At 43.3% G+C, this 13,821-nt stretch carries 9 protein-coding genes; 8 read left to right on the plus strand and 1 reads right to left on the minus strand.

Annotation, left to right across the window (positions count from 1 at the left end; all coding sequences use genetic code 11):
* Positions 1–14: 14 nt before the first annotated feature.
* On the plus strand, positions 15–3,263 hold the full coding sequence (locus HPK16_RS14160) for a PA14 domain-containing protein (RefSeq protein WP_181677568.1): 3,249 nt from the start codon (positions 15–17) through the stop codon (positions 3,261–3,263).
* A 48-nt stretch (positions 3,264–3,311) separates the two neighbouring features.
* Here HPK16_RS14160 and galU read toward each other — a convergent pair whose 3' ends face one another.
* Entirely contained in the window at positions 3,312–4,208 is an 897-nt protein-coding gene (galU, locus tag HPK16_RS14165) for a UTP--glucose-1-phosphate uridylyltransferase GalU (RefSeq protein WP_181677569.1), read from the minus strand.
* Between the two features lie 208 nt (positions 4,209–4,416).
* On the opposite strand from galU, the gene HPK16_RS14170 reads away from it, so the two are divergent.
* The 7 genes from HPK16_RS14170 to tagD all read left to right on the plus strand — a co-directional run bounded on the left by HPK16_RS14170 (position 4,417) and on the right by tagD (position 13,682).
* Positions 4,417–6,768 (plus strand): bifunctional glycosyltransferase/CDP-glycerol:glycerophosphate glycerophosphotransferase, encoded by a 2,352-nt coding sequence (locus HPK16_RS14170; RefSeq protein ID WP_181677570.1) that lies wholly within the window; start codon positions 4,417–4,419, stop codon positions 6,766–6,768.
* 216 nt (positions 6,769–6,984) lie between these two features.
* Entirely contained in the window at positions 6,985–7,698 is a 714-nt protein-coding gene (locus HPK16_RS14175; RefSeq protein WP_181677571.1) for an IspD/TarI family cytidylyltransferase, read from the plus strand.
* A complete protein-coding gene (locus HPK16_RS14180) occupies positions 7,691–8,716 on the plus strand; it encodes a ribitol-5-phosphate dehydrogenase (RefSeq protein ID WP_181677572.1) in 1,026 nt (341 codons plus the stop codon). Before HPK16_RS14175 ends, HPK16_RS14180 begins: the two co-directional genes overlap by 8 nt.
* 809 nt (positions 8,717–9,525) lie before the next feature.
* Entirely contained in the window at positions 9,526–10,905 is a 1,380-nt protein-coding gene (locus HPK16_RS14185; protein WP_181677573.1) for a glycosyltransferase family A protein, read from the plus strand.
* A gap of 18 nt (positions 10,906–10,923) precedes the next feature.
* Positions 10,924–12,078, plus strand: coding sequence for a CDP-glycerol glycerophosphotransferase family protein (locus HPK16_RS14190; protein WP_181677574.1), 1,155 nt, complete (start codon positions 10,924–10,926; stop codon positions 12,076–12,078).
* Between the two features lie 9 nt (positions 12,079–12,087).
* Positions 12,088–13,242: a CDP-glycerol glycerophosphotransferase family protein gene (locus HPK16_RS14195; protein WP_181677575.1), complete on the plus strand. Its 1,155-nt coding sequence runs from the start codon at positions 12,088–12,090 to the stop codon at positions 13,240–13,242.
* A gap of 56 nt (positions 13,243–13,298) precedes the next feature.
* Complete coding sequence (tagD, locus tag HPK16_RS14200) at positions 13,299–13,682, plus strand: glycerol-3-phosphate cytidylyltransferase (protein ID WP_036076578.1); 384 nt, start codon at positions 13,299–13,301, stop codon at positions 13,680–13,682.
* Positions 13,683–13,821 lie beyond the last annotated feature (139 nt).

Consider the following 13,821-nt stretch of genomic DNA (forward strand, 5'->3'; position numbering starts at 1 on the left):
ATAAAATAGTAATAATGGCGTTAGGGTTTGCTGCAACGTGTGCGGTTTTCGTGATGAAAGAACCGATGCAGGCGGATGCGGCAACTCCAAGCTCGTGGGAAGCGAGCTATTACAACAACAAGACGCTATCTGGTACCCCGGTCTTAAAGCGGACGGAGAAGGATCTTCATCTGGATTGGGGTTACGGTTCACCAAGCGCAGCGCTACCAGTGGATGGTTTTTCTGCGACGTTCCGTAAAACAATTACAGTTGGCACCACCGCAGATTATCGCTTAATTGGGCGCGCCGATGATGGAATTCGGGTCTACGTCGACAACAAGCTTGTGTATGATGATTTCAAACCGAGCATGGCGAACCTGAACATGACGATTCCGTTAACAGCGGGAACGCATGACATCAGAATCGATTATCTAGAAGCGGGTGGCGCAGCATACATTACCGCGGATTTAGTTCGTGCGGATGAATGGCATGCCGTGTACTTTCCAAACAATAATATGACAGGAAACGTGAAGTTGACCGAGAGCATCGGCAATAAAGCATACCTGAATAAAGTTTGGGGCTACGGCTCACCTGGCGCTGGAATTGGCGTTGATAATTTTAGCGGATTCTTTTCGAAGCAGTATGATATTGCCGAAGCAGGTAATTATCGTTTTGTTGGAAAAGTAGACGATGGCATGCGAATTTACGTGGATGGCAAAGCGATTGTGAACACTTGGGATTCTTTTCAGGATAACCTAAACGTCACAATCCCACTGACAAAAGGTAAACACCAAGTCACCGTACAATATCGTGAAAAGTCTGGCGCGGCTCATTTGCAAATGAATCTCGTGAAGGCGAACGCTTGGTATGAACAGTATTTTAATAATACGACATGGGGCTTGAACTCGAATTACACGGCAGCTGGTTCGACAGCGAATAAACTGACGCACAATTGGGGCACAGGCTCACCACATGCTAGCGTGAACAAAGACAATTTCACAGGTATTATGGATAAACAAATCGAAGTGGCGACGGCTCGCGATTACCGAATTATCGGGAATGTGGACGATGCGGCGGCGATTTATGTTGATGGCAAACTCGTGACGAATTTAACGACACGTGGTGAGTTTAATACAGTTGTTTATTTATCAAAAGGTACCCATGACGTTCGGATTAAGTTTAAAGAAGGCGGCGGCGCGGCATATGTTAACTTTAATGTTATCGATGCAAACGTTTGGTACGCGAAATACTACCCGAATGAAACGGTATCTGGCTTTCCGTATGCCTTTGACGAGGTAACTGGTATGACAACGATTGCGAAGAATTGGGGTACAGGTTCGCCAAATAGTGCGGTACCGGCCGATCATTTCTCCGCACGGATGCACCGTCAAATCGATGCCCCAGAAGCGAGTCACTATCGTTTCTATGGCGACGTGAAAGACGAAGCAATCATCTATATGGATGGCAAAAATATGGGCACTGTTTCCGGCCAATACAATCAAGTCATTTGGGTTCCAAAAGGAAAACATGCGATTTCGATTGCTTATAAACACAAAACCGGCGCAGCGTCGATGAACATGAATATCGAAAAACTAGATAAATGGTTTGCGCGCTACTACAAAAACACCAATTTTACTGGTGCTTATGTAGCTAAGCTCCACGACACGCAAACGGCATTTTATCAAAATTGGGCGTACGGTAGCCCAGACCCAGCAATTCCAAACGATAATTTCTCAGCAGTCATCGAAAAGCAATATGTCGCTCCTAAAACAGGGAATTACAACATTGTAGGGCGTGCGGACGATGGCATGCGTGTAACGATAGATGGCAAAGTTGTTTTTGATAACCGCGGTCTAAGTTATGTACGTGAGGAAAATCATGTCATTCCATTAACACAAGGAACGCATAATGTGAAAGTCGAGTACGTCGAACGCACAGGTGCGGCATCTGTTGATTTTAATATTTTACCAAGCAATACGTGGTTGGCACGATATTATCCGACAGACAGCTTCTCTGGACGTCCTGTCTATAAAACAATGAGTAGCATTAATGATAACTGGGGAGCAGGAAGCCCGGATCCAAGTATTCCAAATGACCGCTTCACGGCTCGCTATGAGTCAACAATGAACATGGCGAAAGACGGTAATTATGAAATATCAGGTCGCGCTGACGATCGCATCCGCGTGAAAGTAGATGGCCAGGTTGTCTATGAAGATTGGACAGCAGGCTTAAACAATTACAAAGAAACGATCCCGCTCACAAAAGGAAATCATAAATTCATCATTGAATATATGGAGGACACAGGTGGAGCGGCCTTATCGTTCAACATCAATTACGTATCAGGCATCGAAAAGAACTATCGCACGCAATCGTATACTTCCACATTGGCACAAGCTCTAGCAATTCAAATGCAGGGCTCTACACCACCGCAAACAAGTGTCAAACCGCCGAACACTTACGTTCGTAGTAATTTTGTCACATTGAATGCTGGTGGCGCGACAGGGAAAACAACGGCTGCGACGAGCGTTCGCGATGCTGCGAACCCAAATGCCTTTTTAGTTGGACCGCTCGCGAAAGATTTAACAATCACCATTACGGGAACTGTTACAGGAACCGATGGCGCGAAATGGTATAAATTCAACTACACACGTGCATGGGTCAATGCGTACCAAAAAGATGTGCAGTACTACATGAACCCGAACAGTTTTGTAAAAGACACGAAAGAATATTTGCAGTTCCTCGTGTTATCAAAACCAGCAGGACTTAATGTAGCAGAAGTGAACAGTAAAATTCTTGTGAATAAAGGAATCTTAACTGGGCAAGGTGCAAGCTTTGCGACGGCTGCGAAAACGTATCAGATTAACGAAATCTATCTGATGTCGCATGCGATGCTAGAAACAGGAAATGGTTCATCACAACTTGCAAACGGTGTGTTAGTGAGCATGGTCGATGGTAAACCAGTAACGCCGAAACTTGTGTATAATATGTACGGAATCGGCGCTGTGGATAGCAATCCATTGAAAGGTGGTTCCGAATATGCCTACAAACAAGGCTGGGACACACCAGAAAAAGCAATCATTGGTGGCGCGCAGTTCGTAGCTCAAAACTACGTAGCGAGAGGGCAGGACACACTCTATAAAATGAGATGGAATCCCGCGAATCCAGGCGTTCATCAATACGCAACAGATATTAAATGGGCGACGAGTCAAACGACGAATATGTACAACATGTATAACCTACTCACAAGCTATATTCAAGACTTCGAAATACCAAAATATAAATAAAAAAATGCGTGGGGCCTCAGATTCGAATCTGAGGCCCCACGCATTTTTTTATTTCTTCTTTTTCACGTCTTTTTTATGAATCTCTGTGTATAATTCGTCAATTAAGGCAGAGACCTCATCTTTAATTTCAGGATGTTTCAGCGCGAATTGCATCGTTGTTTTGATGAATCCGAATTTATCGCCGACATCAAAGCGTTCTCCTTCAAAATCATACGCGAAAACACGTTGAATTTCATTAAGGCGATTGATGGCATCCGTTAATTGAATCTCGCCGCCAGCACCAGGTTCTTGTGTTTCTAGAAAATCAAAAATTTGTGGCGTTAGCAAGTAACGGCCTAGAATCGCTAAGTCAGATGGCGCTTTCGCTGGATCTGGTTTTTCAACGAAGCCTTTTACATTGTAAAGACCTTTTGCATACTCGTTCAGTGGATCGATAATACCGTAACGATACGTTTCTTCATGCGGCACGTGTTGCACGCCGATGACTGAACTATGCGTTTTTTGATATTGGTCAATGAGTTGTTTCGAACAAGGTGTTTTGGATTCAACGATATCATCGCCTAGCATAACGATAAATGGTTCGTTACCAACAAAACCTTTCGCTTGTAAAATCGCGTCACCAAGACCTTTTGGTTTCGATTGACGAATGAAATGCAAGTTGATGTTTGTCGTTTCTTCCACGAGATGCAGCAATTCTAGTTTATTTTTTTCGCGTAGGTTGTTTTCTAGTTCAGGAACGGAGTCGAAGTGATCTTCAATTGCGCGTTTTCCTTTACCAGTAACGATCAAGATATCTTCAATTCCTGATGCTACAGCTTCCTCGACGATATATTGAATCGTTGGTTTATCTACAATCGGTAAAATTTCTTTTGGCATTGCCTTCGTTGCTGGTAAAAAACGAGTTCCAAGACCCGCAGCAGGAATGACCGCTTTTCTAACTTTCATAATGGCATTCTCCTTCAAAATATATTCGTCTATATGCAACCATTATACGGTATGTACGCGTAGTGTGACAAGTTTTTGCGTGTAAAGCAGTTAACAAAGTGCCGATATATAGTAGAAACGGCCATTTTTAAATCGGGGCATCCTTGACATTTGGCGGTATTTGTAATAGATTGAAAATGATAAATAAAAGTTTTAAGGGAGAAATAGAATGCTCTATGAAATCGTAAAGCCAGCTGCAATAGTTGAACCTAAAGTATCAGTCGTTATTCCAGTATATAATGTTATTCGCTACATTGATGAAACCATTGAATCTTTACTTAACCAAACGCTAAAAGAAGTGGAAATCGTGCTTGTGGACGATGGCTCTTCGGATGGTAGTTTAGAAAGAATTATCGAATTGGCGGCGGAACACGAGAATATTTGTGTTGTCAAAGAACCGAATGCGGGACCAGGAACAGCGCGTAATAACGGTTTGGCTGTTGCTCGTGGAAAGTATATTAGCTTTGTCGACTCCGATGATGTTTTACCAGAAAAAGCGTTGGAAATCATGTATCATGCGGCAGAATCTGAACAGGTTGGCGTCGTGACAGGGATTTCTGTAAGTTTTAACAGTAATCGCTCGTGGTTTATCGGCGGGCATTTCAAGAAAGGTGTCTTCAAGAAAGGCCGTAAAACGCTTGTGAAGAACCCAGAAATGCTGTACACGCTTGGTCCATGTAATAAAATGTATCGCGCGGATGTGGTGAAAGATATACGTTTCCCTACATCTATTAAAGTTGCGGAAGATCACCCGTTTGTATTGGAAGCTTATTTGAAATCAGGCGATATCTATACCGTGGATGAGATTATTTACAATTATCGTGCGCGTGAGGATGAGGGCGATGTGTCGCTATCCCAAATCGTGAAATCAGATCCATATGTGAGTTTTAAAGATATTATCGAGAGTACGAAACTGGCAGATCCGTTGTTCACGAAATATGTGACAAATCCGATTGCGCTTGGAAAAATTCGTACGGATTACTATGACCGCATTGTTTCGGCGGATATTTGGCCGGCATATAAGGGGATTATGATGGAGGGTAACGCTGGGACACAAGTCAAGATGCTCGATTCCTTCTATGAATTAGTGGATTCGATGGATTTGAATCTTTACAATAGCCTCGGTGTGTTGCAACGTTTGCTTACGTTTGAGACGATTAATCGCTATACGTTTATTAAGGAAAAAGCGCGCCCGAATTATTTGCGTGTGTTGAAATTGGCATATAGCAAATTGGATCCGGGTTCGATGAATAAATTACTTTCTTCAGCATTCCCGCAAGAAGTCCGTGCCGGGCAAAAAGCGGCGAATCGTAATTCCGTTCAACCCATCTACAATCGCCTGGCTGTTCGAAAAGCAGGAACGATTATTTCGGCTGGCTACAAAAAAGTAGTTGTCGGTTCTTGGAAAAAGGTGCAAGATATATCGCGTAATTTCTACGCACGTCGCATCGCTTTCCCAATTTACAAACTCGGTAAAAAACAAGATAAAATTGTCTTCCTAACGAATAAGCATGATGTGTTGGCTGATTCGTTCAAGGCAGTTTATGATGAAGTATTGAAGCAGAAGCCGGATTACGCGGTTGTTGGTTATTTGAAGCAACCAAAACGTTCGCTTCGTGAGCTTTTGTCGCTGTATAAAGATGTGGCAACGGCGAAATATGTCTTTTTAGATGATTATTACCGTCAAATGTATGGTTTGACGACTGGCAGTGGCACCGAAGTTATTCAACTTTGGCATGCGGCTGGGGCGTTTAAGAAATTCGGATTTAGTTCGATCGGTTACGCGGACAGTAATACGGAGAGTTTTGAACGTGGGGCGCATAAGAATTATACGAAAGTTGTGGTGTCATCAAGCGAAATCGTGCCGTTTTATGCCGATGCATTCGATGTGCCTGAAAAAGATGTCATGCCTTTAGGTGTACCAAGAACGGATCGCTTTTTCAATGAGGATTACAAAGACTTTATCAAAGCTTCTTTCTTAGGGAAATATCCACATTTGAAGGGTAAAAAAATTATCACGTACGCGCCGACTTTCCGCGGTGGACCTGGTGAACGTCAAAACTTTGTGATGAACTTGAACATTCGTCGTTTGGCGGAGGAACTTGGTGATGAATACGCGCTTATTTTGAAAATGCATCCATCGGTAACACGAGGCGTTGGTGTGCCGTTTGATTTGCAAGAATTTGCGTTTAATATGAGCCGTGAAGATATTAATGATGTCTTGATTAACACGGATATTTTGATTACAGATTATTCATCGGTTGTCTTTGATTTCTCGATTATGGAGAAACCAGTGCTATTTTATGCCTATGATTTAGAGAACTATCTTGGCGAACGTAATTTTTACTACGATTATGAAGAATTTGTCCCAGGCCCGATTGTCCGTACGAATGACGAGATAATTAGCGCAATCGAGACGAATGATTTTGACTTAGATAAAGTACGTGCCTTCAAAAACCGCTTTTTCGATGATTTAGATGGTAAGGCGGCAGAGCGGATTGTACGCGAACTAATCAAATAAGCTCAGCCAGCGGGACGACAAATAATCATTTCCGTCGTTAAAAGCTCCGTTCCAATGCTCGCGTACCTCAGTACGCTCCGCCTTGGTACTCGCTTTTGCCTAGGAACTAATCATTTGTCGTCCCGCTGAGAGTTTGGAGATAGGGATAGGTTTCTACGAGGGATCTATGTTACAATGAAGCTATGAACATAAAAAACAGTTAAAGGAGATTAGAGAATGATATACGCTCAAATTTTAGCTGGAGGAAAAGGTACGCGGATGGGAAATGTCAGCATGCCAAAACAATTTCTGTCCTTGAATGGTAAGCCAATTATCGTACACACAGTTGAGAAATTTATTTTAAATAACCGTTTTGATAAGATTATTATTTCGTCTCCGAAAGAATGGATCAATCACGCGGAAGATAATATTAAGAAATACGTTTCTGATGATCGCGTTGTTGTCATCGAAGGCGGCACGGATCGTAACGAAACGATTATGAATGGGATTCGCTATATTGAGTCGAATTTTGGCTTAACGGATGAGGATGTCATTATTACGCATGACGCGGTACGCCCGTTCTTGACGCATCGGATTATTGAAGAGAACATTGATGCGGCGCTAGAAACCGGTGCGGTGGATACGGTCATTGAAGCGATTGACACGATTGTGGAGTCGTCGAATCATGATTTCATTACGGACATTCCGGTTCGTGACCACATGTACCAAGGCCAAACGCCACAAAGTTTTAATATTAAGAAGCTATATAGCCATTATCAAGCGTTGTCCGCAGATGAAAAACAAATTTTGACGGATGCTTGTAAGATTTGCTTGCTCGCAGGAGACCGTGTGAAGCTCGTGAAGGGCGAAATCTTCAATATTAAGATTACAACGCCTTACGATCTAAAAGTGGCAAATGCGATCATTCAGGAGCGTATCGCCAATGATTAACCAAGTATACCGACTAGTATCGGAGCGACAATTCGAAGTTGCCAATGTGGATGAGTCTTTGAATGAAGAAGTAGTCGTGGTTCGCCCAACGTATTTATCAATTTGTGCGGCAGATCAACGCTATTATACCGGTTCTCGCGGAAAAGAAATGCTCTCGAAGAAATTACCGATGGCGCTAATCCACGAAGGAATCGGCGAAATCGTATATGATGCAACAAAAGAATTTAAACCAGGCACAAAAGTAGTGATGATTCCAAATACGCCAATGGAGACCGATCCAGTCATCGATGAGAACTATTTGCGAACAAGCAAGTTCCGCTCGAGTGGCTATGATGGCCTGATGCAAGACTATGTGTTCATGCGTCGTGATCGTGTTGTCGTGCTACCAGATGACGTCAATCCAAAAGTTGCCGCGTTTTCCGAGTTAATCTCCGTTGCCGTTCACGCGATTTTACGCTTTGATCAAAAAGCGAATGAAAACCGCGAATCGTTCGGCGTTTGGGGCGATGGAAATTTAGGATTTATTACAGCTTTAATATTGAAAAACTGGTATCCAGAAAGTAAAGTTTATATTTTTGGGAAAACACCGTATAAATTGGATTTCTTCTCGTTTGTAGATGGTGCGTTTTCGATTGATAATATTCCAGCTGATTTAGTAATCGACCAAGCCTTTGAGTGCGCTGGTGGACGCGGAAGCCAATACGCCGTGAGTCAGATTATCGATTTGATTAAACCAGAAGGCACGATTTCGCTGTTGGGCGTTTCCGAATATCCGATTGAGTTCAACTCGCGGATGGTACTTGAAAAAGGTTTGACAGTATACGGAAGTAGCCGCAGTGGCCGCGTTGATTTCGAGAAGACAGTAGAGTTTTTGACGGAAAACAAGCGAGCTGTGGAGTATTTGCAAAACCTAGTTGGTGAAGTACACCAAGTGAAATGTATACAAGACGTGATTGAAGCATTCGAAGCAGATCTCCGCAGTCCGTGGGGTAAGAGTGTGATGGAATGGGGAATTTAAAGTGCTGAAACAGCCCGTTTAGCCTCGACAGAAATTGTTAGGGGGCGCAGTGAAAGTCCTCTTTGACTTTTGCGGAGGCCACGAAATTTCCGAGAGGCTGGCTGTTGAAGCCGGATTCACTAAAGTGCTGAACGGGCTCGTTCAGCTCCGAAAAAATTTGTTAGGGGGCGCAGTAAAAGTCCTCAATTGACTTTTGCGGAGGCCACGAAAATTTCGAGGAGCTAGCCCGTGAAGCCAGATTCGGAGACGCCGGAGTGTGATGCAGAGCAAGGAAGGCAGTCTCATTCCATTCCACTGCATATTGCTAAACAACGCGGTCTTAACAGAGCTAGACTCGTAGGCACTTGAATGTTCAGTGTGAGCTTTAATATTTATTTGCTTGTGGTTCTTAGATAGTCGTCAAAGAGCCACTGATGGATTACCTGCTCACTGCGTTCGCATGCATATTGAGGCTCTAAATCGGCAGGGGATGCCTCATAAGAGCCACAACATAGGGGGCGCAGTGAAAACCCTCTTTTGGTTTTTGCGGAGGCCACGAAATTTCCGAGAGGCTGGCTGTTGAAGCCGGATTCGGAGATGATGCAGAGCAAGGAACGAATGCTCAATTCAGGCTCTTCGATATTGTTGATTGGCCAGTGATTCCTAATTTGGCGTCAAAGAGCCACTGATGGATTACCTGCTCACTGCGTTCACATGCATATTGAGGCTCTAAATCGGCAGGGGATGCCTCATAAGAGCCACAACAAATCTTTTCCAGGGTTATATCTCTTCTCCAAAGGATATAACCCTATTCTAAATGGGGTGAATAAATGAAATTTGCGATAATAATACCGTTCTATAACGCCGAGAATCGCTTAGAAATATCGGTGGAAAGTATCATCAAACAATCATACGGGTTTACCGAAAATATTCAAATCCTCCTTGTCAATGATGGCAGTACTGATAAAAGTGGGAACATTGCTGATTCATTAGTCAGAAAACATCCACAAAATATCTATCAAATCCATATCAAAAATGGTGGTCCGGCTCGTGCTCGAAATATTGGCTTAATGCATGTCAGAAAAGATATTGATTTTGTTGGCTTTTTAGACGCGGATGATGTATATTCGTTACATATGATACGTGAAATGGCGCATTTTGCGGAAACGCACACGCAAGTCAATATGATGGTTCCACCGTTTTATTATCTAGATGATTGGGGAACGCGCAAGAAAATCGGGGCGCATAAGTTGAATACGCGATTTGAGCAGGGGAGCCGTGTTGTTAACATTTTAGAGGATTATAAGGCGATCCATTTTTATATCGGTGGAACTTTTTTGCGTTTTGATAGGTTGAAGCAATTGGCGTTTGATGAGTCGCTGCATTTTGGCGAGGATCAGCTGTTGATTACGAAAATGTTGTTGGATGATGAGGAATATGGCGTTGTTGCGGATGTTGGTTATTTTTACTATCGAGACATGAAAGAGAAGGGCTCGCTTGTGAATAAGTCGTGGCAGGATAAGTCGCGCTATCAGCCGTTTTTGGAGGCTGTTTATCAGAAGTATCTGCATGATTCGAAGGCGAAGTTTGGAACGGTTATTCCATATGTGCAATATTTGATTAGTTATCACGCGAAATTGTATTTTTATAAGGAGCATGTCTATTTTAAAGAGGTGCTGACGGAGGCGGAGCAAGCGGATTTTGTGACGGCGTTTCAGCTGATTTTTAGTGAGATTGAGGAGCGGTATGTGTGGGAACTTGATACACCGCAATCGGTGAAGGAAATGATGTTGTCGCTTCGCAAAAATGGCTGGCCAGTTCGGTTTGAAACGGCGCCGCTTGTGGATATTCCGGTGGTTACGCTACGCAAAAAATGGCGTCCAAACGGGCATGCGGAACTTTTTTCGGATATCGAGGAATCACGTGTCGCTTTGCCTGAAAAAAGTTTCTTCGCGGCAAAAACGTTATTTTCAACTAAAAAAGCAGTAGTCGAGAAGCGTTCGGAGGATCAACTGATTTGGAATGTTGTTGTGCGACCTGCGGGAACGATTCGCACGGCAAAAATTCGCTTGAGACCTTGGGAACTGCGAGGCAAGTGGTTTTATCAAAATGAGAATCGGAAAGTGGAATTGGAACATTTCCGTTTAACGGCTGAGCTGAGGCAGAGAGTAAAACGGCGACTAAAGCTAAAACGAGCGCTGAATCAATAGAGATAAGAGGGTCAACAGATGGCAAAATTAATCCAAATGGTGTATTATTTTTTATTTCGATTAGCGGGATTGTTACCGCGAAAACAGAATTTGGTTATGTTTGAGAGTTTTTCAGGCAAACAATATAGCTGTAATCCGCGTGCGATTTATGAGTATATGCAGGAGCAGGAGCCAGAATATACGTTATTGTGGAGTGTGAATCCGCGCTATACGAAGCTTTTTGAGGAGCATGGTGTTCCTTATGTGACGCGTTTTTCGGTGAAGTGGTTGTTTACGATGGGGCGGGCGAAGTATTGGATTTCGAATAGTCGCTTGCCGCTGGAATTACCGAAGCCGAAAAAGACGGTATACGTGCAAACATGGCACGGGACGCCGCTTAAGAAGCTTGGTGTGGATATCGACGAGGTGCATATGCCTGGCCAGACGACGGCGCAATATAAGGATGATTTCGTGCGGGAAGCTGCAAAATGGGATTATCTGATTTCGCCAAATGCATATTCAAGCAAGATTTTTCGGAGCGCGTTTGGGTATCATGGGGCGATGATTGAGTCGGGATACCCGCGAAATGATGTGCTTTTTAGTCCGGACAAGGAAACAATGATTGCTAAGATTCGTCAAAAACTCCAGATTCCGGATGGGAAAAAAGTGATTTTATATGCGCCGACGTGGCGAGATAATGATTTTCATAAGGCTGGCGAATATAAATTTGACTTGAAATTCGATGTTGCACAAATGAAGGCGCGATTCGGTGAGGATGTTGTGTTGCTTGTTAGGATGCATTATTTGGTGGCGGAGCAGTTTGATTTTGCGCAATATGGTGATTTCATTCGGGATGCGTCGTCTTATGATGATATTCGCGATTTGTATTTGGTCAGTGATATGCTGATTACGGATTATTCCTCGGTCTTTTTTGATTATGCGAATTTAGATCGGCCGATGATTTTCTTCACGTATGATTTGGCGGAATATCGTGATACGCTACGAGGTTTTTATTTTGATTTCGAGAAAAATGCACCAGGTCCATTAGTGGAGACAAGTGAGCAGCTGATGGACGAAATAGCAACAATATTGGAGCAACCAGCCAAGAGTAACAGCCAATTCTTCCAGCAATTTTGCGAATGGGAGGACGGGCACGCAGCGGAAAAAACTGTGAAAATCGTCTTTGAAAAGTAGGTGTCAGTAATGAAAAATGTAGCAATAAAACTGTATATGATGATGATTCGAGTGTTAGGTTTTGTGTTTGGGCGCTTTCCAGTGCAGCAAAAAGTGGTAATGCTGATTAGTTTTCCAGAGAATCCAGGAGCGATCTTGCGTGAAATGGAGAAATCGAACTTTATGCCAGAAACGATTGTTTTTTACGATCCGCGTTTAAATGTCGATGGAATGGCGCGAAATTTCATGCGTTCTTTGCCGAAAACAAACGGGAATCTATTCCGCTTGATGTTTCATCTGAGCACGGCAAAAGTAGTCGTGACGGATAATTATTTTGCGGAATTGGCAGGCGTGAAATGGCGTGATTCTATGGAATGTATCCAAATGTGGCATGCGAATGGGGCGCTCAAGAAGTTTGGCTGGGAAGATAAAGCGGCGCAAAAACGTTCAGAGTCGGATAAAAAACGTTTTCAAGCGGTGTATAAGACTTTTTCGAAGGTGGTTGTTGGATCGGATGAGATGGGCGAGCTTTTCAAGCGTTCGTTTTTAGTCGATGATTCACAACTATTGAAGATAGGTGTACCGCGGACGGATTATTATTTTGATGAGGCCGCGTTAGATCAAAACAAGCGTGCTGGGCTCGCGAAATATGCGATTCAAGATAAGAAAGTGCTTTTATACGCGCCGACTTTTCGTGATGAGGAATTGGCTGAGGCGAAGTTGCATTTAGATGTGGCTGCGATGAAGATTGCGTTTGGGAAGGAATACAAATTGTTGTTGAAATTGCATCCGTCCATGTTGGCTGATTTGCCGAAGAAGGATGACGATTTTTGTGTTTATATCGATAAGGAAACGGAGCTTGAGGCCCTATTACCAATGGTGGATGTGCTGATTACGGATTATTCTTCTATTCCTTTCGAGTTTGCTTTTTTTGAGAAGCCGATGATTTTCTTTGCGTATGATTTGGATGCGTATGATACGAGTCGAGGCTTGGCGGATGGCTATTTGGAGGAGATTCCAGGTCCGCTCTGCAAGACAACTGCGGAGGTCGTTACGGCGATACAAAAAACTGCTGTGGACGTGGAAGTAGTGCGAGAATTCGGTGCACGTTGGAATAAATATTCTGATGGCGAATCGAGTAAGCGTTTTGTCATGCTTTTACAAGAGGAACTGGAGCGAGAATAAGCTGGCGAAATTGGCTTATTCTTGCTATACTAGGGACTAGGAAAGTTGGTGTGTTCATGAAAAAAGTGATTACATACGGCACATTTGACCTGCTGCATTGGGGTCATATCAAGTTACTAGAGCGCGCGAAGTCGCTGGGTGATTATTTAGTTGTCGCGATTTCGACGGATGAATTCAATCGGATCAAGCACAAAGAGGCATACCATAGTTTCGAGCATCGCAAGTTGATTTTAGAGGCGATTCGTTATGTCGATGAGGTCATTCCCGAAAGTCACTGGGAGCAGAAGATTCAAGACGTGAAAGACCACGATATTGATATTTTTGTGATGGGTGACGATTGGAAAGGCGAGTTTGATTTTCTGAAAGATTATTGTGAGGTTGTCTATTTGCCGAGAACGAATGGCATTTCAACGTCGAAAATTAAAGATGATTTAGGGTGAAATAAAAGCTGCGAGAAATGGTATCGTTAAAAACCGTTTTTCGTGGCTTTTTCTATAGAATCTTAAAAGTTCCTTAAATCGACGCGGAATCCCTTGTTAAAAAAGCCGTTTCGCTATATGCTTGCTGTAGAGTAAGATG

It is taken from the genome of Paenilisteria rustica (assembly GCF_013820765.1).
GTDB lineage: Bacteria > Bacillota > Bacilli > Lactobacillales > Listeriaceae > Listeria_A > Listeria_A rustica.

Bases quoted from the DNA above. Each gene is read 5' to 3' on its own strand.
- HPK16_RS14170 (WP_181677570.1), top strand. From the start codon at position 4,417: ATGCTCTATGAAATCGTAAAGCCAGCTGCAATAGTTGAACCTAAAGTA.
- galU (WP_181677569.1), bottom strand. From the start codon at position 4,208: ATGAAAGTTAGAAAAGCGGTCATTCCTGCTGCGGGTCTTGGAACTCGT.
- HPK16_RS14185 (WP_181677573.1), top strand. From the start codon at position 9,526: ATGAAATTTGCGATAATAATACCGTTCTATAACGCCGAGAATCGCTTA.
- HPK16_RS14180 (WP_181677572.1), top strand. From the start codon at position 7,691: ATGATTAACCAAGTATACCGACTAGTATCGGAGCGACAATTCGAAGTT.
- HPK16_RS14190 (WP_181677574.1), top strand. From the start codon at position 10,924: ATGGCAAAATTAATCCAAATGGTGTATTATTTTTTATTTCGATTAGCG.
- HPK16_RS14160 (WP_181677568.1), top strand. From the start codon at position 15: ATGGCGTTAGGGTTTGCTGCAACGTGTGCGGTTTTCGTGATGAAAGAA.
- HPK16_RS14195 (WP_181677575.1), top strand. From the start codon at position 12,088: ATGAAAAATGTAGCAATAAAACTGTATATGATGATGATTCGAGTGTTA.
- tagD (WP_036076578.1), top strand. From the start codon at position 13,299: ATGAAAAAAGTGATTACATACGGCACATTTGACCTGCTGCATTGGGGT.
- HPK16_RS14175 (WP_181677571.1), top strand. From the start codon at position 6,985: ATGATATACGCTCAAATTTTAGCTGGAGGAAAAGGTACGCGGATGGGA.